The organism is Amycolatopsis camponoti (assembly GCF_902497555.1).
GTDB classification, from domain to species: Bacteria; Actinomycetota; Actinomycetes; order Mycobacteriales; family Pseudonocardiaceae; genus Amycolatopsis; species Amycolatopsis camponoti.
In genome coordinates this window covers 349,316-373,421 of the sequence record NZ_CABVGP010000003.1, presented here as the reverse complement: position 1 = coordinate 373,421, position 24,106 = coordinate 349,316, and the positions used below count along the sequence as shown (strand labels likewise).

At 69.6% G+C, this 24,106-nt stretch carries 22 protein-coding genes; 6 read left to right on the top strand and 16 right to left on the bottom strand.

What is annotated here, in order from left to right; all coding sequences use genetic code 11:
• Positions 1 to 2 precede the first annotated feature (2 nt).
• Positions 3 to 1,187, top strand: a complete 1,185-nt coding sequence (locus AA23TX_RS38035) for a MarP family serine protease (RefSeq protein ID WP_155547835.1) — start codon at positions 3 to 5, stop codon at positions 1,185 to 1,187.
• Here AA23TX_RS38035 and AA23TX_RS38030 read toward each other — a convergent pair.
• Positions 1,184 to 2,065, bottom strand: a complete 882-nt coding sequence (locus AA23TX_RS38030; RefSeq protein ID WP_155547834.1) for a TetR/AcrR family transcriptional regulator — start codon at positions 2,063 to 2,065, stop codon at positions 1,184 to 1,186. The two genes, AA23TX_RS38035 and AA23TX_RS38030, sit on opposite strands and share 4 nt — an antisense overlap.
• Before the next feature lie 108 nt (positions 2,066 to 2,173).
• On the opposite strand from AA23TX_RS38030, the gene AA23TX_RS38025 reads away from it, so the two are divergent.
• Positions 2,174 to 3,262 carry an FAD-dependent oxidoreductase gene (locus AA23TX_RS38025; protein ID WP_155547833.1) on the top strand — a complete coding sequence of 363 codons (1,089 nt, stop codon included), beginning with the start codon at positions 2,174 to 2,176 and terminating at the stop codon, positions 3,260 to 3,262.
• Here AA23TX_RS38025 and AA23TX_RS38020 read toward each other — a convergent pair.
• The 3 genes from AA23TX_RS38020 to nhaA are packed head-to-tail and all read right to left on the bottom strand — an operon-like array spanning position 3,255 to position 5,919.
• Positions 3,255 to 4,175 (bottom strand): alpha/beta fold hydrolase, encoded by a 921-nt coding sequence (locus tag AA23TX_RS38020; protein WP_155547832.1) that lies wholly within the window; start codon positions 4,173 to 4,175, stop codon positions 3,255 to 3,257. The two genes, AA23TX_RS38025 and AA23TX_RS38020, sit on opposite strands and share 8 nt — an antisense overlap.
• 4 nt (positions 4,176 to 4,179) lie before the next feature.
• A complete protein-coding gene (locus AA23TX_RS38015; protein ID WP_155547831.1) occupies positions 4,180 to 4,680 on the bottom strand; it encodes a phage holin family protein in 501 nt (166 codons plus the stop codon).
• 60 nt (positions 4,681 to 4,740) lie between these two features.
• On the bottom strand, positions 4,741 to 5,919 hold the full coding sequence (nhaA, locus tag AA23TX_RS38010; RefSeq protein WP_155547830.1) for a Na+/H+ antiporter NhaA: 1,179 nt from the start codon (positions 5,917 to 5,919) through the stop codon (positions 4,741 to 4,743).
• A 190-nt stretch (positions 5,920 to 6,109) separates the two neighbouring features.
• Here nhaA and AA23TX_RS38005 point away from each other — a divergent pair, with 190 nt between their 5' ends.
• Entirely contained in the window at positions 6,110 to 7,567 is a 1,458-nt protein-coding gene (locus AA23TX_RS38005; protein ID WP_155547829.1) for a peptide MFS transporter, read from the top strand.
• On the opposite strand, the gene AA23TX_RS38000 is transcribed toward AA23TX_RS38005, so the two are convergent.
• A complete protein-coding gene (locus tag AA23TX_RS38000) occupies positions 7,564 to 8,292 on the bottom strand; it encodes a VIT1/CCC1 transporter family protein (protein ID WP_155547828.1) in 729 nt (242 codons plus the stop codon). The genes AA23TX_RS38005 and AA23TX_RS38000 overlap by 4 nt on opposite strands.
• Positions 8,293 to 8,422: 130 nt before the next feature.
• Between AA23TX_RS38000 and AA23TX_RS37995 the strand changes: the two genes are divergently transcribed.
• A complete protein-coding gene (locus AA23TX_RS37995) occupies positions 8,423 to 8,764 on the top strand; it encodes a cupin domain-containing protein (protein WP_155547827.1) in 342 nt (113 codons plus the stop codon).
• 136 nt (positions 8,765 to 8,900) lie between these two features.
• On the opposite strand, the gene AA23TX_RS37990 is transcribed toward AA23TX_RS37995, so the two are convergent.
• The 3 genes from AA23TX_RS37990 to AA23TX_RS37980 form a co-directional block, all read right to left on the bottom strand.
• Positions 8,901 to 9,386, bottom strand: coding sequence for a DUF6319 family protein (locus tag AA23TX_RS37990; protein ID WP_155547826.1), 486 nt, complete (start codon positions 9,384 to 9,386; stop codon positions 8,901 to 8,903).
• A 143-nt stretch (positions 9,387 to 9,529) separates the two neighbouring features.
• Positions 9,530 to 11,512: an acetate--CoA ligase gene (gene acs / locus AA23TX_RS37985; protein WP_155547825.1), complete on the bottom strand. Its 1,983-nt coding sequence runs from the start codon at positions 11,510 to 11,512 to the stop codon at positions 9,530 to 9,532.
• Between the two features lie 100 nt (positions 11,513 to 11,612).
• Positions 11,613 to 12,215 (bottom strand): GNAT family N-acetyltransferase, encoded by a 603-nt coding sequence (locus AA23TX_RS37980; RefSeq protein WP_155547824.1) that lies wholly within the window; start codon positions 12,213 to 12,215, stop codon positions 11,613 to 11,615.
• Positions 12,216 to 12,327: 112 nt separating this feature from the next.
• Between AA23TX_RS37980 and AA23TX_RS37975 the strand changes: the two genes are divergently transcribed.
• Both AA23TX_RS37975 and AA23TX_RS37970 read left to right on the top strand, forming a co-directional pair.
• Entirely contained in the window at positions 12,328 to 12,825 is a 498-nt protein-coding gene (locus AA23TX_RS37975) for a phosphoribosyltransferase (protein WP_155547823.1), read from the top strand.
• Positions 12,818 to 13,540 carry a Fic family protein gene (locus AA23TX_RS37970; protein ID WP_155547822.1) on the top strand — a complete coding sequence of 241 codons (723 nt, stop codon included), beginning with the start codon at positions 12,818 to 12,820 and terminating at the stop codon, positions 13,538 to 13,540. The genes AA23TX_RS37975 and AA23TX_RS37970 overlap by 8 nt, the downstream gene beginning before the upstream one ends.
• A gap of 60 nt (positions 13,541 to 13,600) precedes the next feature.
• Here AA23TX_RS37970 and AA23TX_RS37965 read toward each other — a convergent pair whose 3' ends face one another.
• The 8 genes from AA23TX_RS37965 to AA23TX_RS37930 form a co-directional block, all read right to left on the bottom strand.
• Complete coding sequence (locus tag AA23TX_RS37965; protein WP_155547821.1) at positions 13,601 to 14,167, bottom strand: hypothetical protein; 567 nt, start codon at positions 14,165 to 14,167, stop codon at positions 13,601 to 13,603.
• Positions 14,168 to 14,317: 150 nt separating this feature from the next.
• On the bottom strand, positions 14,318 to 15,406 hold the full coding sequence (nicT, locus tag AA23TX_RS37960; protein WP_155547820.1) for a Nickel transporter NicT: 1,089 nt from the start codon (positions 15,404 to 15,406) through the stop codon (positions 14,318 to 14,320).
• A gap of 54 nt (positions 15,407 to 15,460) precedes the next feature.
• On the bottom strand, positions 15,461 to 16,390 hold the full coding sequence (locus AA23TX_RS37955; protein WP_155547819.1) for an N-acetylmuramic acid 6-phosphate etherase: 930 nt from the start codon (positions 16,388 to 16,390) through the stop codon (positions 15,461 to 15,463).
• A 23-nt stretch (positions 16,391 to 16,413) separates the two neighbouring features.
• Positions 16,414 to 17,331 carry a MurR/RpiR family transcriptional regulator gene (locus tag AA23TX_RS37950; RefSeq protein WP_196425912.1) on the bottom strand — a complete coding sequence of 306 codons (918 nt, stop codon included), beginning with the start codon at positions 17,329 to 17,331 and terminating at the stop codon, positions 16,414 to 16,416.
• Positions 17,332 to 17,626: 295 nt separating this feature from the next.
• Positions 17,627 to 19,348 carry a serine hydrolase domain-containing protein gene (locus AA23TX_RS37945; RefSeq protein WP_155549328.1) on the bottom strand — a complete coding sequence of 574 codons (1,722 nt, stop codon included), beginning with the start codon at positions 19,346 to 19,348 and terminating at the stop codon, positions 17,627 to 17,629.
• A 46-nt stretch (positions 19,349 to 19,394) separates the two neighbouring features.
• Positions 19,395 to 20,672 carry an exo-beta-N-acetylmuramidase NamZ family protein gene (locus AA23TX_RS37940; RefSeq protein WP_155547818.1) on the bottom strand — a complete coding sequence of 426 codons (1,278 nt, stop codon included), beginning with the start codon at positions 20,670 to 20,672 and terminating at the stop codon, positions 19,395 to 19,397.
• Positions 20,669 to 22,408 carry a glycoside hydrolase family 3 protein gene (locus tag AA23TX_RS37935; protein WP_155549327.1) on the bottom strand — a complete coding sequence of 580 codons (1,740 nt, stop codon included), beginning with the start codon at positions 22,406 to 22,408 and terminating at the stop codon, positions 20,669 to 20,671. The genes AA23TX_RS37940 and AA23TX_RS37935 overlap by 4 nt, the downstream gene beginning before the upstream one ends.
• A 711-nt stretch (positions 22,409 to 23,119) precedes the next feature.
• On the bottom strand, positions 23,120 to 23,950 hold the full coding sequence (locus AA23TX_RS37930) for an HAD family hydrolase (protein WP_155547817.1): 831 nt from the start codon (positions 23,948 to 23,950) through the stop codon (positions 23,120 to 23,122).
• Between the last annotated feature and the right edge of the window lie 156 nt (positions 23,951 to 24,106).

Here is a 24,106-nt window from a genome sequence, read left to right as displayed (position 1 = left end):
CGGTGAACTGGGTCGATGTGCTGGTGCTGCTGCTGGCCGTGCTGGCGGCGGTGTCCGGTGCGTACCAGGGTGTGATCGTCGCGCTGCCGTCGCTCGTCGGCGTCGTGCTCGGCGCGCTCGCCGGGATCAAGCTCGCGCCGGTCGTCGTCTCGTTCTTCGACGACCCGGTGTGGAAGGTCGCTTTCGCCGTCGCGACCGTCGTGTTCCTGGTCGCCTTCGGCGAGGCCATCGGTGTCTACGTGGGGCGACGCCTGCGTCAGAAGATCAACCCGGACAAGCTGTCCGGGGTCGACAAGACGCTCGGCGCCATCGTGCAGGCCGCGGTCGTCTTCGTGGTCGCCTGGCTGATCGCGACGCCGCTGACCACGGTCTCCGGCTTGCCCGGGCTGGCCAAGGCGATCAACGGCTCGGTGGTGCTCGGCAAGGTCAACGAGGCCATGCCGGAGGCCGCCCAGGGCTTTCCGAGCCAGCTGCGCAAGCTGCTCGACGCGTCCGGCTTCCCGTCCGTCATGGACCCGTTCCAGAAGGCCCCGACGGCCGACACCTCGCCGCCGGACCCGGCCCTGCAGAGCAGCGGGACCGTCCAGGCGCTGCACGGCAGTGTCGTCAAGATCCGCGGCAGCGCCAGCTCGTGCTCGCGGTCGCTGGAGGGCAGCGGGTTCGTGATCGCGCCGCAGCGGGTGATGACGAACGCGCACGTCGTGGCGGGCACGGACACCGTCGGCATCGAGACGACGCAGGGCGACTACCCGGCGCGGGTCGTCTACTTCGACCCGGAGGTCGACATCGCGGTGCTCGCCGTGCCGCGGCTGCGCGCCGAGCCGCTGCAGTTCGCGCCGGAGACGGCCACCGCCGGCGACAGCGCGATCGTGCTCGGGTACCCGCTCGACGGCCCGTACCGGGCGACGCCGGCCCGCGTGCGAGGCCGGATCAACCTGCGCGGCCCGGACATCTACGACGCCAACACCGTGCAGCGGGACGTCTTCACCGTCCGCGCGGAGATCCGCAGCGGCAACTCCGGCGGCCCGATGGTGACCCCGGACGGCAAGGTCATCGGCGTCGTGTTCGGCGCGGCCGTCGAGGATCCGGAGACGGGCTTCACGCTCACGGCCGAACAGGTGCGGGCCGAGGTCGACGCGGCGCCGTCGCAGTCGACGAACGCGTCCACCGGCTCCTGCGCCGCCTAACGTCCGAACCGCAGCGCGAGGCCGTCCAGCAGCGCCCGCATGCCCGACTCGAAGATGTCGTCGAGCACCAGGTCGTAGCCGGTTTCGGTCAGCTCGGCGAGCATCTTCGCGAACGTCGGGTGCCCGGCCGCCATCGCCGCCACCGCGGGGCCCTGGTGGTCCATCCAGTCGTCTTCGGTCAGCCCGGACGACGCCAGCGCGCTCTGCTCGCGTTCCAGGTGGACCGCCATGCCCTGGACATGGCCGAAGAACAGGACGTGCAGGTCGCACAGCGTCGCCGCGTCGACGTCCAGCTCGGCCAGCGCGGAGAGGGCCCACTCGCCGTGCGTGGCGAGGCTGCGCAGCGGCAGCGGGCGGGTGATCGGCCCGAGCTGCGCCAGCCACGGGTGGCGCCGGAAGAGCGACCAGAGCGTGCGGCCGCCGAGCGTCAGCCGTTCGCGCCAGTCGCCGGACGGCTTCGCCGGATAGCCGCGCTCGCCGAACGCGGCGTCGGCCATGAGCAGCACCAGTTCGTCCTTGCCGCGTACGTACTTGTACGGCGCCATCGCCGCGACGCCGAGGCGGGCCGCGACCCCGCGCATGGACAGCGCGCCGAGGCCCTCCGCATCGGCGATGTCGATCGCCGTGCGCACGATCCGGTCGCGCGTCAGCCCCCGCTGGCCGCCGCGCCGTTCCCGGCTCGCGACGACCGTGCCCGAGCGTGGCTCGGCGCGCACCAGTCCTTCCTGGCTCAGCAGGGCCAGCGCCTTGGCCGCGGTCGCCATCGCCACGCCGTGGTCGGCCGCGAGCCGCCGGGTCGAGGGCACCCGCGCGCCCGGCGGAAGCTCGCCACGCGCGATCCGGCCGCGCAGCTCTTCGGCGATACCCACGTATTTCACGACGCTCCCTGACCTAGCACAGGCGGTCATCTGTACTAGTACAGATTTGGCCGGTGAACTGCGTTGACTCCACTGTGGTGCGGGCAAGCGTACGACTCTGGAGGAACCATGCGAAACGTCCTGATCTCCGGCGCCGGTGTCGCCGGCGCCACCCTGGCCTGGTTCCTGGCGCGCCAGGGCTTCGCCGTCACGGTGGTCGAGCGCGCGCCCGGCCCGCGGACCGGCGGCCAGGCGATCGACGTGCGCGGCGCCGCGCTCGACGTCGTCGACCGGATGGGCCTGGGCGAGCGGATGCGCGCGGTGCGCACCCGGATGCGCGGGATGTCGGTGGTGGACGGTGCCGGGCAGGAGCTGTTCCGGTCCGAGGAGTTCACCTACAGCAGCGGACGGCTCGACAACGACGACTTCGAGGTCCTGCGCGACGACGTCGTCGCGATCCTGCACGAGGCGGCCGACGTCGAGTACGTCTTCGGCGACTCGGTCACGGCGTTGACCGAGGAGGCGCACGGCGTGCGCGTCGAGTTCGAGCGCGGCGGCTTCCGGACGTTCGACCTGGTCGTCGGCGCGGACGGCCTGCACTCGGCGGTGCGGCGGCTGGCTTTCGGGCCGGAGGAGGAGTTCGTCCGCCACCTCGGGCAGTACCTGGCGATCTTCCCGGCGCCGAACTTCCTGGGCCTGGCGGACTGGCAGGTCTGGTTCCGGCACGAAGAGACCGGCGGGGCGATCTACCCCGTGCGGGACAACACCGAGCTGCGCGTCACGCTCGGCTTCGGCTCGGAGCCGTTGCCGCGGCTGGACGTCGAGGACCAGAAGCGGCTCGTCGCCGAACGGCTGGGCGGGATCGGCTGGGAGGTGCCGAAGCTGCTGGAGGCGATGGCCGCCGCGGACGTCTTCTACTTCGACGCGATGGCGCAGATCCACCTCGACCGCTGGTCGGCGGGCCGGGTCGCGCTGCTCGGCGACGCCGGCTACTGCGCTTCGGCGCTGTCCGGCCAGGGAACGAGCCTCGCGCTCGTCGGTGCGTACGCCCTCGCTCAGGAGCTGGGCCGCGGTGAGCACGAAGCGGCCTTCGCGGCTTACGAACGCCGGATGCGGCCGTTCGTCGAGCTGAACCAGGCGCTGGCCACGGAGAACCCGGCGGGTGGTCCGTCGGAGGAGTCGGTCGACCGGGCGAAGAACGCCATCGTTCTCACTTGAGGAAGTCCACCAGGGCCGCCGACGTCCGGTCCGGCGCCTCGAGGTGGGGGAAGTGCCCGACGCCCGGCCAGAGCACCGGCTCGGCGTGCGGGCCTGCCCAGCGCACCGACGACGCCGCCGTCTCGGGCAGGACGCAGGTGTCGTCGGCGCCGTGCAGCTGCAGCGTCGGCGCGGTGATCCGGGCGTCGACGGCGTCGGTGAACCGGCGGCCCTCGCCGCGGAACTGGGCGCGGAACGCCCAGCGGTAGTACTCGAGGGCGCTGTGGGCGACGCCGGGCACGAGCATCGCCTGCCGGAAGACCGCGACGCTGTCGGTGAAGTCCGATGTGGACTGCCAGCGGCGGCCGGACCAAGCGCCGAAGAGGTCCTCGACGGCTTGGGCGTCGTCCTTCACGAGCCACTTCTCCGGCGCCATCGGCACCTGGAAGCGGAAGAGGTGCCCGGCGGCGCGGCCCTGGCCACGCCACGGGCGGGCGGCCCCGGACCGCAGCGCGAGCGGGTGGGCGGCCCCGATCGCCGTCACCGACGACACGAGGCGGGGGTGCAGGGACGCGACCGTCCAGGCGAGCATGCCGCCCCACGCGTGCCCGACGAGGTGTGCCCGGCGCGCGCCGAGGGACTTGATCAGGCCGCCGACGTCCCCGGCGAGCGTCCACGCGTCGTAACCGCGCGGCGGCTTGTCCGAGTCGCCGTAGCCGCGCAGGTCGACGGCCACCGCGCGGAAGCCGGCGTCGGCCAGCGCCCGCAACTGGTGGTGCCAGGTCCACCAGAACTCGGCGAACCCGTGCAGCAGCACCACGACGGGCCCCTCGCCGAGCTCGGCGACGTGCAGGCGGATGCCGTTCGCGGAGACGTCGCGGTGGGCCCACGGGCCGTCGAGCCGGACGCTCGACGGGTCGGGGGACGCGTGCAACGCCTCAGTCGCGCGTGGTGGTCAGGTCGGCGTCGGGCGCCTTGTGCGGCTTGAGCGCGGCGGCCGTCTCCTTGACGCTGGCGATCGTCCGCTCCGGTGCCTTGAACTTCTTCACCTTGCGGTAGCCCAGGAACGCGGTCGCGCCGACGACCAGCAGCATCAGGGCGAACACGATGCCGAACGCGCCCCAGCGGTGCAGCGGCCGGAACCAGTCCGCGAGGCCTTCGGACAGGAAGAAAAAGAAGAAGAACGAGCTGTACAGCAGGACCGTCAGTGCGATCAGGAAGTAGATGGCCCCCTTGAGGCCCTTCTTCACCTCGCCGACCAGCTCGGACTTCGCGAGCTCCATCTCGGCCCGGACCAGGGTCGAGATGTGCTGGGTCGCGTCGCCGACGAGCCGGCCGATCGACTGGTCGCCGGGGACGTCGGAGTCGGAGGACAGCGGGAGGTAAGGCACGGCCCCCACGCCGTCGGGGCCGGTGCGTTCGTGCTTGGGGCTGCTCACCGGGTCATCGTGCCATGTGTCCCGAAACCGGGCGCGGCGGCGTAGCCGAGTGTCGCGAGATCAATCCGCTTCGGCGTGCACGCGGCTGCGCTTCAGGAGCAGAACCGCCGCGAGCAGGGACGCCACCGCGGAGGCGATCAGCACCGCCGCCTTCGCCAGTTCACTCGTCTCCGCCGGGAGCGCCAGTTCCGCGATCAGCAGGCTCACGGTGAAGCCGACCCCGCCGAGCACCGACAACGCGCCGATGTCACGCCAGCCCATGCCACGGGGCATTTCGGCGGCCTTGAGCTTCACCGCGAGCCAGCTCGCGCCGAAGATCCCGACGACCTTGCCGCCGAGCAGCCCGGCGAGCACCGCGAGCGGCAACGCCGTCGTGAACACCGCGCCGAGCGCGTCGCCGTCGACCGAGATCCCGGCCGCGAACAGCGCGAACAGCGGTACGGCGACGGCGGCCGACCACGGCTGGAGCCGGTGCTCCAGCCGAAGCGCCGGCGCTTCGGCCTCGCCGTCGTCGGCGCGGACGCGGGTGAGCAGGCCCAGCGCGACGCCGGCGATCGTCGCGTGGATGCCCGCCGAGTGCACCGCGACCCAGGTGACCAGCGCGAGCGGGACGTAGAGCCACGGCGTCCGGACGCGCCGGTGCTGCAGGAAGGCGTACAGCGCGAGCGCGACGACCGCCACGCCCACCGCGACCAGGTCGAAACCGGTCGTGAACAGCACGGCGATGACGATGATCGCGCCGAGGTCGTCCACGACGGCCAGCGACAGCAGGAACACCCGCGCGCTCGAGGGCAGGTTCGACGCGGTCAGCGCGAGCACGCCGAGCGCGAACGCGATGTCCGTGGCCACCGGGATGGCCCACGCCCGCTCGATCCCCGGTGTCCCCCAGCCGACGCCGAGCGCGACGAGGGCGGGTACGACCATGCCGCCGAACGCGGCCACGACCGGCAGCACGGCCTGCTTGAAGCGGGACAGCTCGCCGATGACCAGCTCGCGCTTGAGCTCCAGCCCGGCGACGAAGAAGAACAGGGCGAGCAAGCCGTCCTTCGCCCAGTCGCCGATGGTGAGGTTGAGGTGCAGGAACTCCGGGCCGAGCCGGAACTCGCGCAGCGCGTGATAGCTGTCGCGCAACGGCGAGTTGGCCCAGATCAAGGCGACGGCGGTCGCGCCGAGGAGGATGAGGCCGCCGGTGGTTTCGGTGCGCAGGTAGCGCGCGAACTCGCTCAACGGACGGGACATGCGGGCGGCTCCTGGGGTCGCTGATCACTGTTGCCGACCAGACTTCCCGGCGCACCTTGACGTTATTTTAATACCTCTTTGTCACGGACCGTTATGGCCGCCGCCACACGGGGTACCGGTGGTGGGTCACCACTTCGGCTCATAGCATGCCAAGCGACAACGAAGTCCGAGACAAAGGAAGACGACAGTTGTGAGCACCTCTACCGAGGTCCAGCAGGACACGAGGTTCTTCGGGCACCCACGAGGGCTGGCGAACCTCTTCGGCGTGGAGATGTGGGAACGCTTCTCCTACTACGGGATGCTCGGCATCCTGCCGATCTACCTCTACTACAAGGTCGAACAGGGCGGTCTCGGCCTGGCGCAGGAGTCCGCGCTCGGCATCGTCGGCGCGTACGGCGGGCTGGTGTACCTGTCCGCCGTCATCGGCGCCTGGGTGGCCGACCGGCTGCTCGGCTCCGAACGGACGCTGTTCTACAGCGCCGTGCTGATCATGATCGGCCACGTCAGCCTGGCGATCCTGCCGGGCCTGGCCGGGATCGGCGTCGGCCTGGTCTGCGTCGCGGTCGGCAGTGGCGGGCTGAAGTCGAACGCGACGGCGATCGTCGGCACGCTCTACGCCGACGGCGACGAACGGCGCGACGCCGGCTTCACGATCTTCTACATGGGCGTCAACCTCGGTGGCTTCGTCGGGCCGCTGCTGACCGGGCTCGCGCAGACGGAGGTCGGCTTCCACCTCGGCTTCGGACTCGCCGCGGTCGGCATGGCGCTCGGCCTGATCCAGTACACGCTCGGCCGCAAGAACCTCGGCGAGAAGGCCAAGGAGATCCCGAACCCGCTCCCGGCTTCGCAGCGCACGCTGGCCGTCGGGGCCGCCGTCGTGCTGGTCGCCGTGATCGTGACGCTGGTGCTGACCGGCGTCGTCAACCCGGACAACCTCGCCGACGTCGTCGTCATCGTGGTCGGCGTGATCTCGGTGATCTACTTCCTTGTGATCCTGACCAGCCGCAAGATCACCGGTGACGAGCGCAGCCGGGTCTTCTCGTTCATCCCGATGTTCATCGCCAGCGCGGTGTTCTTCTCGCTGTACCAGCAGCAGTTCACGGTCGTCGCGGCCTACACCGACCAGCGGCTGAACCGGAGCCTGTTCGGCTGGGAGCTGCCGGTGCCCTGGGTCAACTCGATCAACCCGGTGTTCATCATCGTGTTCGCGCCGCTGCTGGCGGCCCTGTGGACGAAGCTCGGCGAGCGCCAGCCGTCGACGCCGATGAAGTTCGTCCTCGGCACGGTGCTGATGGGCGCGGCCTTCCTGCTGTTCCTGCCGATGGTGGGCAGCGGCAAGAACGCGAGCCCGATGCTCGCGCTGGTCGGCATCCTGTTCGTCTTCACGATCGCCGAGCTGTGCCTTTCGCCGGTCGGGCTGTCGCTGTCGACGAAGCTCGCGCCGGAGGCGTTCCGGACGCAGATGGTCGCGCTGAACTTCCTGTCGATCTCGTTCGGCACGGCGATGTCCGGCAAGCTCGCCGAGTACTACTCGGTCGACGACGAAGCGCCGTACTTCAGCACGGTCGGCGGCGTCGCGATCGGTGTCGGCGTGCTGCTGTTCCTCGGCATCCCCTTCATCCGCAAGCTGATGAAGGGCGTCCACTAGCCGACTGTGACCCCGAAGATCACACCGACGAAGTAGGTCACGACCATGGTGAGGGCGCCGACCCCGACGTTGCGCAGGATCGCGCGCCCCACCTGGGCGTCCCCGAGCCGCGCGCTGAGCCACCCGGTCAGTGTCAGGCCGACGACGACCGCGGCCGCGCACGCCCACACCCGCCAGGAGACGCCGGCCCAGGCGATCGAGAGGATCGGCAGCAGCGCGCCGACCGAGAACGCGATCAGCGACGCCCAGGCCGCCTGCCACGGGCTGGTCAGGTTGTCCGGATCGATGCCGAGCTCAGCCTCCGCGTGCGCGTGCAGCGCGTCCTTTTCGGTCAGTTCGCGAGCGACCTGGCTCGCGAGCTCCGGCGAGAGCCCTTTGTCCTGGTAGATCTCGGCGAGCTCGCGCTCCTCGGCCTCGGGCATGGTCTTGAGCTCCTGCTTTTCCAGCCGGAGCAAGGCCTGTTCGGTGTCGCGCTGGGTGCTCACGGAGACGTATTCACCGCCGGCCATGGAAAAGGCGCCGGCGACGAGCCCGGCGATTCCGGCGGTCAGGATCGTGGTGCTTTCGGTGGTCGCGCCGGCCACCCCGACGACGATGCCGGCGACGGACACGATGCCGTCGTTCGCCCCGAGAACCCCGGCCCGGAGCCAGTTCAGCTTCCCGCCCACGTCCTGGTGCGGTTCGTGGGCGTGGCCCACGGCGTCACCGTCGATCGTTTCGGTCACCCGACAAGTGAAACACGAACGGAGAATCGTGGCGAGACTTGTTCTTTTTGTCAGGTACGCCTAATTAACGCGTGCCTTACCTAAGCCGGTCCTGTGTGGACTCTCAGCGATCCTGGGTCATGATGGGCCCATGGAGGATCAGGTTTGGCAGCCACTGGTGACGGTGGAGGGCCTCCCGCTGACGGGCGGCGAAGGCCGGTTCCGGCTGCTGGAGACGGCGGAGAGCGGCCTGGCGTACTTGATCCACTACCCGGCGGGGGTGGCCTCGCCGACGCACGCGCACGACCACGACTCGATCGTGTACGTCCTGTCGGGCCGCATCCGCGGCACGGTGGACGGGGTCGAGGCGGAGCTGGAACCGGGGGCTTCGATCCTGCACCCACGCGGGGTGGACCACCACGTCGAGGCGTTGACGGACTCGATGTGGGTGGAGTTCAAGTCCCCGCTGCCTAGGCGTCCCCCGATCGCCTGAGCCGTGTCGACCCGCCAATCACGCGTGTCGACTCCCCGATCACGCGTGTCGACCCTCCAGCCACCCGAGCCGACCCCCGGAAAGCGGAAACGCCCGGCCCCGCGGATGCGGAACCGGGCGCTCCCTGGAGTGAAGCTCAGGCGTCCAGCTCGGCGAGGGCCTGCTTGGCCTTCTCGAGCTCGGCCTCCAGCGCCGCGACCTTCGCCGCCTGCGCCTCGCGGGCCTGGTTGATCACCTCGTCGATCGGGCCGGACAGGTCCGCGTGCAGCTCCTTCGCCGCGCGCGAGACGGCCGCCGCCGGGATCTCGAGGCCCTTCGCGACCCACTTCGAACCGTTCTTCAGCTCGGCCTGCCATTCGCCATCGGCGGTGCCGGTGACGGTCAGGATCAGCTCGACCGTGCGGGTCTTCTTCGCCGTCGACGCCGTCGACGCGCCCTTCGGGCGGCCGCGCTTCGGCTTCGGGGCTTCTTCGGCGACCGGCTCGGCCGGGCTTTCCGAAGAGGCCGGGGACGCGGACTCGGTGACGGTCGCCTCGTCGGCGGAAACCTCCGGAGTCGAAGCCGGAGCCTCGGCCGGAGCCGAAGCCGTTTCCTCGTCGTGCGTCAGGACATCCACGGTCATCGTCGTGTCGTCTCCTTGCCCGGGAAGGGGGTGTGGTTCGCGGCACAGCGTAGAACATGCGTTCGAGCCGCGCCACTCGGGGGTGTCATGACAGAGCCCTTCCGGCGCGAAGCCGGAAGGGCTCTGACGAAGAGAACGCTAGCTCACTCCTCGGACTTGCCCGTCTTCAGGCCCGTCGAGATCAGGTCCATCACCGACGAGTCGGCCAGCGTGGTGACGTCGCCGACCTGCCGGTTCTCCGCGACATCGCGCAGGAGGCGGCGCATGATCTTGCCCGAACGCGTCTTCGGCAGCTCCGGCACGACCATGATCTGCCGCGGCTTCGCGATCGGCCCGATCTCCTTGGCGACGTGGTTGCGCAGGGCCTGGATGGCCTCCTCGCCGCCGTCGACGGCGTTGCCGCGCAGGATGACGAACGCGACGATGCCCTGCCCGGTCGTCGGGTCGGTCGCGCCGACGACCGCGGCCTCGGCCACCGTCGGGTGCGAAACCAGCGCCGACTCGACCTCGGTCGTCGAGATGCGGTGGCCGGACACGTTCATCACGTCGTCGACGCGGCCCAGCAGCCAGACGTCACCGTCATTGTCGTACTTCGCGCCGTCGCCGGCGAAGTAGAAGCCCTGGTCCTTGAAGCGCGACCAGTAGGTGTCGCGGAAGCGCTCCTCGTCGCCCCAGACGCCCCGCAGCATCGACGGCCACGGCTTGTCGAGCACGAGGTACCCGCCGCCGCCCGGGCCGACCTCGGTGCCCTGGTCGTCGACGACCTTCGCGGAGATGCCCGGCAGCGCCTTCTGCGCGGAGCCCGGCTTCGTCGAGGTGACGCCCGGCAGCGGCGAGATCATGATCGCGCCGGTCTCGGTCTGCCACCACGTGTCGACGATCGGCGCCTTGCCCGCGCCGATGTTCTCGCGGTACCAGATCCACGCCTCGGGGTTGATCGGCTCGCCGACCGAGCCCAGCACCCGCAGCGACGACAGGTCGTACTTCTCCGGGATTTCCGCGCCCCACTTCATGAAGGTGCGGATCAGCGTCGGGGCCGTGTAGTAGAGGGAGACCTTGTACTTCTGGACGATCTCCCAGTGGCGCCCCTCGTGCGGGGTGTTCGGCGTGCCTTCGTAGACGACCTGCGTGACGCGGTTGGCGAGCGGGCCGTAGACGATGTAGCTGTGGCCGGTGATCCAGCCGATGTCGGCGGTGCACCAGTAGACGTCTTCGCCGGCCTTGTGGTCGAAGACGTTGTGGTGCGTGTACGCCGTCTGCGTCAGGTAGCCGCCGGAGGTGTGCAGGATGCCCTTCGGCTTCCCGGTCGTCCCGGACGTGTAGAGGATGAACAGCGGGTGCTCGCTGTCGAACGCTTCGGGAGTGTGCTCTTCGGACTGTCCGTCGACGAGCTCGTGCCACCACAGGTCGCGGCCGTCGGTCCACGGGACGTCGCCCTCGAGCTTGTCGCCCGTGCGCTTCACGACGATGACCTTCTCGACGGTTTCGGCGCCTTCGAGCGCTTCGTCGACATTGGCCTTCATCGGCGCGGCCTTGCCGCGGCGGAACTGCCCGTCGGAGGTGATCACGACCTTCGCGGCGGCGTCGTCGACGCGGGCCCGCAGCGCCGTCGGGGAGAAGCCGCCGAAGACCACGTTGTGCAGCGCGCCGATCCGCGCGCACGCGAGCATGGCGAAGATGGCCTCGGGGACCATCTGCAGCTGGATCGCGACGACGTCGCCGGCGGTGACGCCCAGCGACGTGAGTGCGTTGGCGGCCCGGGAAACCTCGCTCTTCAGCTCGGCGTAGGTGATGTCCCGCGTGTCACCCGGCTCGCCGACCCAGTGGATCGCGACCTGCTCGCCGTGCCCGGACTCGACGTGCCGGTCGACGCAGTTGTACGCGACGTTCAGCTTCCCGCCCACGAACCACTTCGCGAACGGCGCATTGGTCCAGTCCAGTACCGTGGTCCACTTCGTGTCCCACGTCAGCCGCTCCGCCTGCTTCGCCCAGAACGCTTCGCGATCAGCGTCCGCCTCGGCGTAGAGATCGGCCTGCGCATTGGCCTGAGCAGCGAAATCTTCACTGGGCGGGAACGTGCGGCTCTCGGTGAGCAGGTTGTCCAGGGCTGGGGACTGCTCGGTCATGGTTGCAAGGCCTCCTGTAGTGCGCCGAAACGACGGCTAGCGGCACGCTAGCGACGTTAGTCCGCCTTGTAAAAGGTTGCACCCACGTTGCCCTGTCGTTTCACCGAGCCAGGCGAGCCCCGGTGACTAAGCGTTCGCTCAGACGGGCCTTCGCCGCCGGCCACTCCGGTGCCAGCATCGAATAGGTGACGGTGTCGCGGGACGAGCCGTCCGGCCGGATCCGGTGCGCGCGCAGCACGCCTTCCCGAAGCGCGCCAAGTCGTTCGATGGCGCGTTGCGAACGGAGGTTGCGGATGTCGGTTTCCCAGCAGACCCGTTGCGCGTCAAGGGTTTCGAACGCGTGGGTGAGCAGGAGCAGCTTCGACTCGGTGTTCAGACCGGTCCGCTGCCAGTCCGCGCCGATCCACGTGTGCCCGATCGAGAGGATCCGGTGCGGCGCGACGACCTGGTAGTACGACGTCGTCCCGGCGACGCGGCCGGACGCGACGTCGATCTGCGCGAAGGGCCGCCGGTCGGGGTCGGCGAGCGCCTGCTCGACCATGCGCTCCGCCGCGGGGAGATCACCCGGCTGCCGGATGCTCAGCCACGCCCAGATGCCCGGGTCGGTGCCGGCCTCGAACAGGCCCTTGGCGTGCTCGGGCGTCAGCGGCTCCAGGCGGACGTGCTCGCCGGACAGGGTCGGTCGGGTGCTCCAGTCGCTCACGAGATCACCTTAAAGTCGGTTTTGGCTACCTTGGATAGCCAATTTCCGAGCATTTCCGAAGACCACTTCGGCGTTGCCTATGCTCGGCTGACCACGACGAAGGGCGAGATCGATGGCCGAAGAGCGGGAAGAGCTGAGCTGGGAGCTGTTCGGCACCGCGAGCCGTGAACTGGCTCACACCATCGCCGACGACGGCTTCGCGCCGGACCTCATCCTGTCCATCGCGCGCGGCGGGCTGTTCGTCGCCGGCGCGCTCGGCTACGCGCTCGACGTGAAGAACCTGCACGTGATGAACGTCGAGTTCTACACCGGCGTCGACCAGCGCCTCGACCTCCCGGTGATGCTGCCGCCGGTGCCCAACGTCGTCGACCTCACGAGCAAGAAGGTGCTGATCGCCGACGACGTCGCCGACACCGGCGCCACGCTCAAGCTGGTCCGCGACTTCTGCGTCGCGCACGTCGCCGAGGTGCGCTCGGCCGTCGTCTACGAGAAGCCGCATTCCACGGTCAAGTGCGAGTACGTCTGGCGGCACACCGACCGCTGGATCAACTTCCCGTGGTCGGTGCTGCCGCCCGTGGTCTCCCGCGAAGGCCAGGTTCTCGATGCCTGATCCGCTCAAGCCCCTCCTCGACCTCGAAGGCGTCGCGGCGGCCGCGAAGTCCGCGCAGGACGCCGTCTTCGCGGTGCACCGCCTGCCCGCCAACCTCCGTGGCGGCGCGGCGACCGCGGCCGAAGCGTCGGTGCGTGCGGCTCGCGCGTCGGCGGGGATCGAAGGCGCCAACCCGGAGCTGCCCGCCGACGGTTCGGTGGCCGACCCGGTGCTCGCCGGCGCGCTGCGCGTCGCGGAGACGTTGGAGACGCTGCTCCCGACGTGGCGCCGCGCGCCGATGCAAGCGTTGGCCCGCATGCACGTCCTCGCCGCGGCGGACCTGGTCAGCGACCCGGATGCGTTGGGGCGCCCGCATTCCGGCGGTGGCCGCCTCGAGCTGCTCGCTCAGCTCGTGACGGGCGCGACGTCGGTGCCGGGCCCGGTCCTGACGGCAGTCGTGCACGGGGAACTGTTGGCGCTCAAGCCGTTCGGCAGCGCGGACGGCGTCGTAGCACGGGCCGCGGCGCGGCTGACGATGATCGCGACGGGCCTGGACCCGAAAGCCCTGAGCATCCCCGAGGTCGCGTTCTTCCGCCGTGTGCCCCGGTATCTGGAAGCCGCCGAGGGATTCGCGAGCGGGACGCCGGATGGCGTACGCGCGTGGCTGCTCTTCAATTGCGAAGCGTTCGAAGCCGGTGCGCGCGAAGCGAAAAGCATTTCGGACGCCGCTTCCTGAGCGTGACACCCAGAGCCGAATCCCTTCGGCTCTGGGTGTGCTATCCGGCGAGCCGGATGGCTACACGCAGGCGAGATAGTCGCTCGCCACGACTTCGGGGCTCCAGTCGGCTGAGCCGTACTGGACGATGAGCTGTTCGTTGTGGCGGAAGTTGCAGTAGTAGTGGTGCCACGAGCGGCCGGAGAAAATCGTCTGCTGATCCGTGGCGGCGATGGAATTCGTCCCCGAGTCGTCCCAGGTGTACACACCCGGGTTGTACGAGGTCGAGTAAGTCAGATGCCAGTCGACCGAGCGCGGGGTGGTGGCGTTGTTGACGATGCCCAGGTACGCCCAGGTGTTGCAGCTCTTGCTGTCGCAGTTGTAGCGGAAGCAGACCTGGTAGCGGAGTACCCCGTAAGTGCCCGTGCTCGAACACTTCGGTGAGCTGCTCACCGATTCACCGCTCCGGGGCGTCGAGGCCGGCGCGGGTCCCATGTCGAAGGCGAACATCGACTCACCGGCAGGAACCTGAAGAGCAGTACCGCCCGTTCCGCCCGTCGGCGAGGTGGCGGCCTGTGCCGGAAGTGCTGCCACGGAGAACAGTGCCGCGCAAATCGCTGTCGCGGTCAGCAAAGCCCGTCTGAACATTTTTCCTCCCTCGGCGGCACGAGACCGTGCCGTCCCTGAAGGGATTGTCGGCCGCCGGGTTGCGGCTCCGGCAGAGTCAATCGCGGCCATTGTCCGGTATCGGCCACGTCCCGATGGCGAACCTGCTCGGATGCCGGAGCGCCGACTCGTCTAGCCGGACAGTTTCGCCGACCATTTCTCTTCGATGCGCCCGAACCGCCACACCGCGAGTGCGACGACCCACGTCAGCACGAACAGCCCGACGATCCCGAAGCCGACGTAGTCCAGGTCCACCGACGCGATCGCGGCCAGCGGCCCCGAGGTGATGTCCAGCTTCTCGGTGAGGATCGAGACTAGCTCGATCGTGCCGATGACGAACGCGACGGCGACCGACAGCGTCGTCACCGTGATGTTGTAGAAGATCTTGCGCACCGGCTTCGCGAACGCCCAGCCGTAGGCGAAGTTCATGAAGCAGCCGTCCACGGTGTCGAACAGGCTCATGCCGGCGGCGAACAGGATCGGCAGTACGAGGATCGCGTACCAGGGCAAGGCGAACGTGGCGGCGCCGGCGGCGAGCACCAGCAGGCCGATCTCGGTCGCGGTGTCGAAACCCAGCCCGAACAGCAGGCCGACCGGGTAGATGTGCCACGGCTTGCGTACGGCCTTCGTCGCCCCGCGCAGCACGCGGTTCAGCAGGCCGCGGTTGTTCAACTGGTGCTCCAGCGCGGCCTCGTCGAACTCGCCGTGGCGCATCCGCCGGAACACCCGCAGGATGCCGATCAGCACGACGAGGTTCAGGATCGCGATCACGTACAGGAACACGCCGGACACCGACGTCCCGATCAGGCCGGTCGTCTGGTGCAACGCCGACGAGTCGTCCTCGACCGGCCCGGCCAGCGCGCGGACGCCGAGGGAGAGCAGCAGGCACAGCGCGAAGACGATCGTCGAGTGCCCGAGGGAGAACCAGAAGCCGACCGAGAGCGGCCGCTGGCCGTCGGCCATCAGCTTGCGGGTGGTGTTGTCGATCGCGGCGATGTGGTCGGCGTCGAACGCGTGCCGCATGCCGAGCGTGAACGCCGTGACGCCCAGCCCGATCCCGAAGACGCCGGACGCGCCGAGCGCGTAGTGCCGGGGTGCGACGAAGACCGCCAGCACCACCCAGCCCACGACGTTGAGCAGCAGGATGAACCCGGCCATCCCGCCGATCGACACCCACTCGCGGCGCGACAGCCCGCGCCGCGAGTCCTCTGTGCCCTCCATCGGCCACCCGCCTTCCCTCTCATCTGAGAGGTTAGACAGGTGAACAGATGAGATCTAGCTCGCGCGGACCCGCACCAGGTCGAGCGCCTTCCGGACGTGCCCGCCGGAGACGTGCAGAGCCTTGGCCGCGCTCTTGACGTCCTCCCCGGACAGCAAGTGCACCAGCGCCACCTTGAGGTCGCCCCCGGCCTCGGTGAGCGCGTCCGAGCAGTCCGCCATCGTCATGCCGGTGGCTTCCTGCAGGATGCGGATGGTCCGGCCGCGCAGCTTCGCGTTCGTCGCCCGCATGCTGACCATCAGGTTGGAGTAGGTCCGGCCCAGCTTGATCATCGTCGCCGTCGAAAACGACGTGAGGATCATCTTCTGCGCCGTGCCCGCCTTCATCCGGGTCGACCCGGCGATCGCCTCCGGACCGGTGTCGACGGCGATGAGCACGTCGACGCCCGCCGGCTTGGCGGCCTTCGCGTTGCCGGACACCAGGCCGGTGTGGGCGCCCTGGCGCTGGGCCGCGAGCAGCGCACCCAGGACGTACGGCGTCCTGCCCGACGCCGTCAGCCCCAGCACGAAGTCACCCGGCTGGACCATGGCGGCCATCTCGGCCGCGCCGGCCCCGTCGTCGTCCTCCGCGTTTTCGACGGCCTGGCGCAGCGCGCGCTCGCCGCCGGCGTGGTGCGCGATGAACCAGTCGGCCGGCACGTTGAACGTCGGCACCAGCTCGGCCGCGTCCAGCGTGGCCAGGCGCCCGGACGTCCCCGCACCGACGTAGTGCACCCGGCCACCGGCCCGCAGCGCGTCCACGGCGTAGTCCACCGCGCGCGCCACCTGGGGCAGCACCGCGGCGACCGCGCCGGCGACCGTGCGGTCCTCGGCGTTGATCGCGCCCAGGATCCCCGCGGTGGACATCAGGTCGATGTCCGTGGTGCGGGGATTGCGGGTTTCGGTCGGCGAATCGACGTGCACCGCCTGCACGGGGACGGTCATCATGCGCCTCACATTTTCTCCGGTCACTATTTGCCGGTTTCCCGAGGACGGCGACGACCGTCCGGCCTGACCCCCAGGCGGTGCGAGCCGACCGCGTCCCTGGTGGCGTCCAGGGCGTTGACCGACGCGTCCATGTGCCGCTGCGCGACGCCGATGAACAGGCAGTCGATGACGGTGAGCTGGGCGATGCGGCTCGCCGTCGCCCCCGAACGGAACGTGGTTTCCCGCGCCGCGGTCGTCAAAACGTAGTCGGCGACCTCGGTGATCGGCGACCGCGGGAAGTTCGTCACGGCGATGGTGATCGCGCCGTGCTCCCTGGCCACCCGCAGCGCCTCGACGGTGTCGGTGGTCGCGCCGGTGTGCGAGACGCCGATCGCGACGTCGCCCGGGCTCAGCACCGCGGCCGAGGTCAGCATGATGTGCGTGTCCGACCACGCGAAGCACACGCGGCCGATGCGGTGCAGCTTCTGCTGCAGGTCCGCGGCGACGAAGGCGCTGGCGCCCACGCCGTAGACGTCCGCGCGGCCGGCGCTCGCGACGACCTCGATCACGCGCTCCAGCGTGGCGACGTCGAGCTGGTCGGCCGTCTCCTCGACGGCCCGCGCGTCGGCGAAGCTGACCTTGCCGATGACGGCCGCCAGGTCGTCGTCCGGGCCGATCTCGCCGCCGAGGTTGCGCGTGGTGCGCGCCTCGGTGCGCGCGGTGTCCGCGGCCAGCGCGATGCGCAGCTGCGGGTACCCGCCGACGCCGACGGCCTTGCAGAAGCGCGTCACCGTCGTCTCGCTCGTGTTGGCGGCCAGGGCCACCTCGGTGATGCTGCGTCTCGCGACGTGCGCGGGATCCTCCAGCACGACCTTCGCCACGCGCTGCTCCGCGCGGGCCAGGCCAGGGAGCAACGACCGGATGCGCACCAGCGGGCTGGAGTCCGCGTCCCGTGCGGCCATCTGGACCGATACGGGCTCGGACGGTGCCGTGCCGACTACGGATTCGGTATCACTCACCGTCGGAAAGTTACTAACCGTTGGCATCTGCGACAAGGCTACCCACACCCTTCAGTCCTCTCGCAACCCATCCGTGTCTGCGGATCTGGATTTGCGATTAATCACTGACCAGAAAGTCGCCAACCAGGTCGGTCTTGTTAACGAGGTCAAGCTAACGACTTGGCAACTTAGTGTCGCTGCGCAAACGGCAAGGAGACGGTTAACTGGGGTCAGAGTTGGACGGTGTGCGACAGGTCGGTCACCTTGCGCTCAACTGCCAACCCTCTGCGACGAAAACCGCGGGGTTCCGTTCACCGTCGAGGAGTGATCGGCCGCTCTCGGTGACTTTCACACCGTCGACCGAAACACCGCGGCCCGTGTAGTTCGGATCGGTGCTGTAACGCCAGCGGAGGCTCATCGACGCGCCTTGGGGCAGCACGCCGCTCGCCTTCCACCAGGCACGGTGTCCGTGTCCGGAGAGCGACGTCACATCTCCGGAGGGTGCGCCCGGCCCGGAAACCGATAGCGCGATCGGTTGCCAGTTCACCCCGTCGGTGGACGCCTGCAGCTGTAATGGATCAGTGCTTCCCTCGGTGTCCACGAAGGCGTAGAAGGACACCCGTGCTTGATCACTTTGCGTAGTAAACGGACGCGTACTGAGCGTGGCGGCGCTCGCGTTACCCAGCGTGCTCGTCCAGGCGTCCTTCCCGACGGCCGGCCGGACGGCCATCGCCCTGGCCAGCGACGTCGCCCAGACCTGGCGCGCGGTGTTGATCGAGCCCCAGCTCCGGCTCGGGTGCACACGGTTGGTCAGCAGGATCGCGAAGGAGCGCGACTCGGGGTCGATGACCAGCGTCGTCCCGGTGAAGCCGGTGTGCCCGGCGGTGACCGGGGAGGCCAGCGCGCCCATGTACCAGGGCTGGTCGAGCTCGAAGCCCAGGCCGTGCGCGTCGTCCGGGAACTGCTGGTTGTAGTTCGTCAGCATCATCTGCCGCACGGTCTCCTCGCCGAGGATCCGGTGCCCGCGGTAGCTGCCGCCGTTGAGCATCGTCTGGGCGAGGACAGCCATGTCGGTCGCGGTGCTGAACACCCCGGCGTGCCCGGCGACCCCGCCGAGCGACCACGCGTTCTCGTCGTGCACGCTGCCGCGCACCATCCCGCGCGGCGGGTTGGCCTCGAACTCCGTCGCGGCGACCCGGTTCAGCTTCGACGCCGGCGGGTTGTACCCCGTGTCGACCATGCCCAGCGGCGCGGTGATCCGGTCGTGGACCACCTTGTCGAGCGGCTGCCCGGTGAGCTTCTCGACGATGAAGCCGAGGGTGAGCAGGTTGATGTCGGAGTAGAGGTAGGTCGTGCCCGGCTTGTTCTTCAGCGGGCTGTCGAGCACCGCCTGCCGGCGCGACGGGATGTCGGGGTAGCCGGCCCACAGCGACGGGATCGGGTCGGCGTCGAAGCCCGAGACGTGCGTGAGCAGCATCTTGATCGTGATGGCGGCCTTGTCGCCGGTGGCGAACTCCGGGAAGAACCGGCTCACCGGGGTGTCGATGGTGAGCTGGCCGCGTTCGACGAGCTGCAGCACGGCGATCGAGGTGAACAGCTTCGAGATCGACGCCATGTCGAAGATCGTGTCGTTGCGCATCGGGACCTGCTGGTCCGCCGGCAGCTCCGTGCCGGTGGCGTCGGCGTACCGCAGCGCGCCGCCGACGGCGTACCGGTCGACGACCACGCCGTCGTGGGCCAGCAGGCCGACCGCGCCGGAGAAGTGCGGGTGCCCGGTGGCGTCCGGCTTCGTCCAGCTCGCGAGGAAGTCCTCGGCGGCCTTGATCGGCGCCGGGTCGAGGTCGACGTCCTTCGGCCGGCCGTCGCGCAGGGTCGTCCACGGGGACGCGAAGCCCTGCTGCGGCCGGTCGAAGCGGCCCGCGTCGTCATGGCGTCCGATGGCGCTGGCTCCCGAGGTCAACGTGGTCAGTGCGACCAGCACTCCGGTGGCCGCGGCGATGACCTTCCTAGCACGCACGAGTGCCCCCTCAGCGGTAGAGCAGGTAGTGGCGACGTCTCTTGTCGAACTCGGCGAGCTCGGCCCGCCAGGCCCCGGTGACCTCGTCGACGCCCGCCCCGGCGTCGACCATGGTCCGGAGCCGGTCGGACCCGGAAAGCTTGTCGATGTAGTTGTCGGGGCGCCAGGCGAAGACGTCCGGGTGCAGTGCCTTCGCCGTGACGAGCATGGCGACCGCGGTCCGGATGGCGTCGAACGCCCGGGGGTCGTCGACGCTGACCTGCACGCCTCCGCAGGTCTGGTTGACGAACTTGCTGAAGGTCGGCACGAAGTAGATCTCGCGGAACTTCGCCCCGGGCAGCCGCAGGTCCTCGAGCTTCTCCCGCCAGTGCCAGTCGAGCCCGGGCGCGCCGATGATCTCGAACGGCCTGGTCGTGCCGCGGCCCTCGGAGAACACCGTGCCTTCGAACATGCCGGTGCCGGGGTAGACGAGCGCCGTGTCCGGGGTCGGCATGTTCGGGCTCGGCAGGACCCAGTTGAGCCCGGTCTGCGCGAAGAGCGTGTCGCGCTGCCAGCCGCGTACCTGGACGACGTCCAGCTTCGCGAGCTTCACGCCTTCGCCGGGGAGGAACTCCTCGGCGAAGAAGCGCGCCAGCTCGCCGACGGTCATGCCGTGTTGCTGGACGATCGGCTTCTTGCCGATGCCCGAGGAGAACTTCGGGTCGAGCAGCGGGCCGGCCGCCCGGCCGCCGATCGGGTTCGGCCGGTCGAGCACGACGAAGGCGGCGTTGACCCGCGCCGCGGCCACCATCGCCGTGTAGAGCGACCAGATGTAGGTGTAGAAGCGCGCGCCGACGTCGGCGATGTCGAAGACGACCGTGTCGACGCCCGCCTTGGTGAACAGCGAAGCGAGCTTCGTCGCGTCGACGCCGTACGCGTCGTACACCGGGACGCCGGTCCTCGGGTCGGTGTAGTCGCCCTCGGAGCCGCCGGCCTGCGCGCTGCCGCGGAAGCCGTGCTCCGGCCCGAAGGCCGCGACCGGCCGCACGCCGGCCGCGACCATCGAGTCGACGATGTGGTCGCCGTTCAGCAGGACCCCGGTCGGGTTCGACAGCACACCGAGCTTGCGGCCCTTGAAGGACCGCCAGCCCTGCGCGGCCAGCTGCTCGGCGCCGGTGAGGACGCGGCCCGGGTGGGCCTGGGGCTGCGCCTGGTCCTGGGGCTGGGCTCCGGCGACGGCCGAGCCGCCCGCGAAGACCGGGACCGCGAGCGCGCCCGCGCCGAGGAAGTGGCGCCGGTTCAGGTTCACCAGGTCAGCCCGTGGCCGAAGGGGTACTTCACGGTGTGCACGTCGGCCCCCGCCGGGATGTCGACCGGCAGCTTCCCGACCGGCTTCGTCTCGCCGAGGATCACCTTGGCCAGTGCTTCCAGCGTCGGCCCGATGTAGCCGTAGGTCGCCAGCCAGGTCTTGACGGTGCTCGCGTAGCCCGCGTCGTACGGGATCTGCGCGGCGACCGCGACGACCGGCTTTCCGGTGGCCTGTAGTGCGTCGAGGAGCTTGGTCTGCAGGGGGAAGCCGCCGATGTTGTTGGTCAGCACGACGACCAGGTCGACGTTCTTGGCGTTGGTGACCGACTGCGCGATCTGGGTGTCCGTCGGGGCCTGGCCGGTCTGGTACGCCGTCGCGGCCGTGCCGTGGGCGGTCAGCTTCTGCGCGAGCGTCGCCGTCGTGGTGGCGCCCCAGCCGGTGACGAGCGCCGTGGCGGGCTTCTGCTTCAGCGGCAGGAGGCCGGCGTCGTTCGCGACGGCCGTGATGCCGCGGTCGGCGATGTCCTGCGCGGTGGCGAGGTTCGCCGGCGTGCCGACGGTCTTCATCACCCGGTTCGGGTCGACGAACGGCGCGAAGAGCATGCCGCTCTTGAACTTCAGCTTCAGCACGCGCAGCACGCTCTGGTCGATCCGCTGCATCGGGATCTCCCCGGACTTCACGGCGGTGAGCACCGAGTTGATGGCGACCTCGAGGTGCACCGGCATGAGCAGCTGGTCGACGCCGGCCTTGAGCGCGAGGACCGGGATCTCGGCGTCGCTGTGCATCTCGCGCACGCCCTGCATCTCGAGGGAGTCGGTGATGACGACGCCGTTGTAGTGCAGCTCGTTGCGCAGCTTGCCGGTGACGATCGGCTTCGACAGCGTCGCGGGCTCCAGCGACGGGTCGAGGCTCGGGAACTGGATGTGCGCGGTCATGATCGAGTCGATGCCGGCCTGGATGGCGGCCTTGAACGGCGGCACGTCGGTGGCCCGCCACTGGTCTTCGGTGCTGTCGATCCGCGGCAGCCCGGTGTGGCTGTCGGTCGGCGCCGCGCCGTGGCCGGGGAAGTGCTTCGAGGTCGCGGCCACCGACTTCTGGAAGCCCTTGATCTCGGCGGTGACGAAGTCGCCCGCCAAGCCGGGCTGGCCGGCGAAGGACCGCACGCCGATGACCGGGTTGACGGGATTGGAGTTGACGTCCGAGTCGGGCGCGAAGTCCTGGTTGATCCCGACGGCCCGCAGCTCCTGGCCGAGGATGGTGGCGGCCTTCGTCGCGCGGCCGGTGTCCCGCCCGGCGGAGATGGCCATGGCGTTGGGGAACTCGGTGGCCGGCGCGCCCATCCGGGTCACCGTGCCACCCTCCTGGTCGGCGGCGATCTGCAGCGGGATGTGCGCCCCGCTGGTGATGGCGGCCTTCTGGAGGCCGTTGGACAGCTTCGAGACCTGCACGGGGTCGTCGAAGTTGTCGCGCGAGTCGTTGTTGAAGTAGATGACCCCGCCGAGGTGGTACTTCCGGATCACCTGCGCCGGGGTGTCGACGCCGAAGTCCGTCTGGTTCTTCGGGTTCACCTCGTCGGCCGTCTTGCCGTTCACCCAGGTGACGAACAGCTGCCCGACTTTCTGCTCGAGCGTCAGCCCGCGCAACGCCTGCGTCGCGGCGGCTTCCGCCTGAGCGTCCGCGCTCATCCGCGGCGCGCTCGCCGCGGTCGCGACACCCACACCGGTGAAGGCGAGCACCCCCGCGACGGGCAGGGCGAGCGCATGGAACCTCCGATTTCGGGTCGTCACGACCAGCCTCCCAGAAAGTTGCGGACGCTCGGCGGACGTCAGAAGTCCACTCGGAAGCGCCAATATCGGGAAGCTACTCACCGAATCCGTCGATGTCCATCGACCGACCGCACCAACGGAGGAGTTCATACCCGGATCGGTAAGAAAGTCGCCGTTCGCAAGGTGCGAGGGGGCCGAACGGGTGGCGCGGCGGCTGTTCCGCCCTGCCCTGGACGTAACTGCCCCGACATAGACGGAGCTGCCCCGGACATAAACGAGGCGGCGCCCGTGGCCAAGGGCCAACGGGCGCCGCCTGCAAGCGCGAACTTCTCGGGCGACCAAGCGTGCAACTCTGGTCGTACCTACATGGACTCGGCGTGCGGCGTCCCGCTACGCAGTCCCTAGACGACGAGCCTCCCGCGGCGCGCTGCGCGTGGGTACCCGGAGTCCGCGCACGGAGGTTTGCCGGGGTGGAACAGGCTTCTCTTCTACCTGCTCCCTGGCCGACCGAACGTCCGCACCTACTTTCTACGCCGTGAGCCCGGTCACTTCAAGTGCGCGGATGGGTGCACCGGTACAGAGGCTGGATCGGGTGACACGGGCACCCTCCGCGACGGACAATTCGGGGCTGGGCCAAGCAAAGCGGAGACCGTACGGCCGTGTGGGTGGCGGCCCGGGCGGCTACCGGGACCGACGGCGACGATTGAGGCCGTACCAGGTCGCTCCGGCGGCCACCGCGCCGACGCCGAGGGCCACCATTCCCGCCGATCGTGTCGGGATCCGGCTGCGCAGCGACATGGGCCGGTCGAAGGCCAGGATCGGCCAGCCGCGGTCGAGGGCCTCGCGCCGCAGGAGCTTGTCCGGGTTGACCGCGTGCGGGTGCCCGACGACCTCGAGCAACGGGATGTCGGTGCTCGAATCGGTGTAGGCGAAGCACTCGGCGAGGTCGTAGCCGTGCGTGGCGGCGAGCTGCTTCGCGGCGACGGCTTTGTTGGCGCCGTAGCAGTAGAAGTCGACTTCGCCGGAATAGCGGCCGTCGACGATCTGCATCCGCGTGGCGACGCTCCGGGTCGCGCCGAGCATTTCCGCCACCGGCGCGACGACCTCCTCGCCGGTCGCCGACAGCACGATGACGTCGTGCCCGTCTTCGCGGTGCCGCGCGATCAGTTCGGCCGCCTCCACGTACACGAGCGGATCGACGACGTCGTGCAGGGTTTCCCGGACGATCGACGAAACCTGCGCGACGTCCCAGCCGGCGCAGAGCGCGGAAACCTCGGCCCGCAGCCGCTCGGTCTTGTTCTCGTCGGCGCCGGCGAGGGAAAACACCAGCTGCGCGTAGGCGCTTCGCAACGCGGCGCGACGGTTGATCAATCCTTCTTTGAGCAATGGTTTGCTGAACGCCAGCGCGCTCGACGAGGCGATGATCGTCTTGTCCAGGTCGAAGAACGCGGCCACCGCGTGCTCCGGGCCCGGGTTCCGGATGCGCGACGGGGCGCTGCTCGGTTCGGCCACATGCCCAGGATAAGAGCTTGATCGCGGCACGTCCCGTTGATCCACCACCTGCGTGCCGTGTCGGGCGGAAAATCCATGACAGGAAGGCACTTCCGGCGCGCCGTGCCGTTATCGAACTGTGTGCCTCGCCCGGTGCGCGAACCGGCCACCGGCGGA

What these genes read in the sequence shown, in the direction of transcription:
- AA23TX_RS38025 (WP_155547833.1), top strand. Translation starts at nt 2,174, where the DNA reads ATGCGAAACGTCCTGATCTCCGGCGCCGGTGTCGCCGGCGCCACCCTG.
- nhaA (WP_155547830.1), bottom strand. Translation starts at nt 5,919, where the DNA reads ATGTCCCGTCCGTTGAGCGAGTTCGCGCGCTACCTGCGCACCGAAACC.
- AA23TX_RS37995 (WP_155547827.1), top strand. Translation starts at nt 8,423, where the DNA reads ATGGAGGATCAGGTTTGGCAGCCACTGGTGACGGTGGAGGGCCTCCCG.
- AA23TX_RS37990 (WP_155547826.1), bottom strand. Translation starts at nt 9,386, where the DNA reads ATGACCGTGGATGTCCTGACGCACGACGAGGAAACGGCTTCGGCTCCG.
- acs (WP_155547825.1), bottom strand. Translation starts at nt 11,512, where the DNA reads ATGACCGAGCAGTCCCCAGCCCTGGACAACCTGCTCACCGAGAGCCGC.
- AA23TX_RS37975 (WP_155547823.1), top strand. Translation starts at nt 12,328, where the DNA reads ATGGCCGAAGAGCGGGAAGAGCTGAGCTGGGAGCTGTTCGGCACCGCG.
- AA23TX_RS37970 (WP_155547822.1), top strand. Translation starts at nt 12,818, where the DNA reads ATGCCTGATCCGCTCAAGCCCCTCCTCGACCTCGAAGGCGTCGCGGCG.
- AA23TX_RS37965 (WP_155547821.1), bottom strand. Translation starts at nt 14,167, where the DNA reads ATGTTCAGACGGGCTTTGCTGACCGCGACAGCGATTTGCGCGGCACTG.
- nicT (WP_155547820.1), bottom strand. Translation starts at nt 15,406, where the DNA reads ATGGAGGGCACAGAGGACTCGCGGCGCGGGCTGTCGCGCCGCGAGTGG.
- AA23TX_RS37955 (WP_155547819.1), bottom strand. Translation starts at nt 16,390, where the DNA reads ATGATGACCGTCCCCGTGCAGGCGGTGCACGTCGATTCGCCGACCGAA.
- AA23TX_RS37950 (WP_196425912.1), bottom strand. Translation starts at nt 17,331, where the DNA reads ATGGCCGCACGGGACGCGGACTCCAGCCCGCTGGTGCGCATCCGGTCG.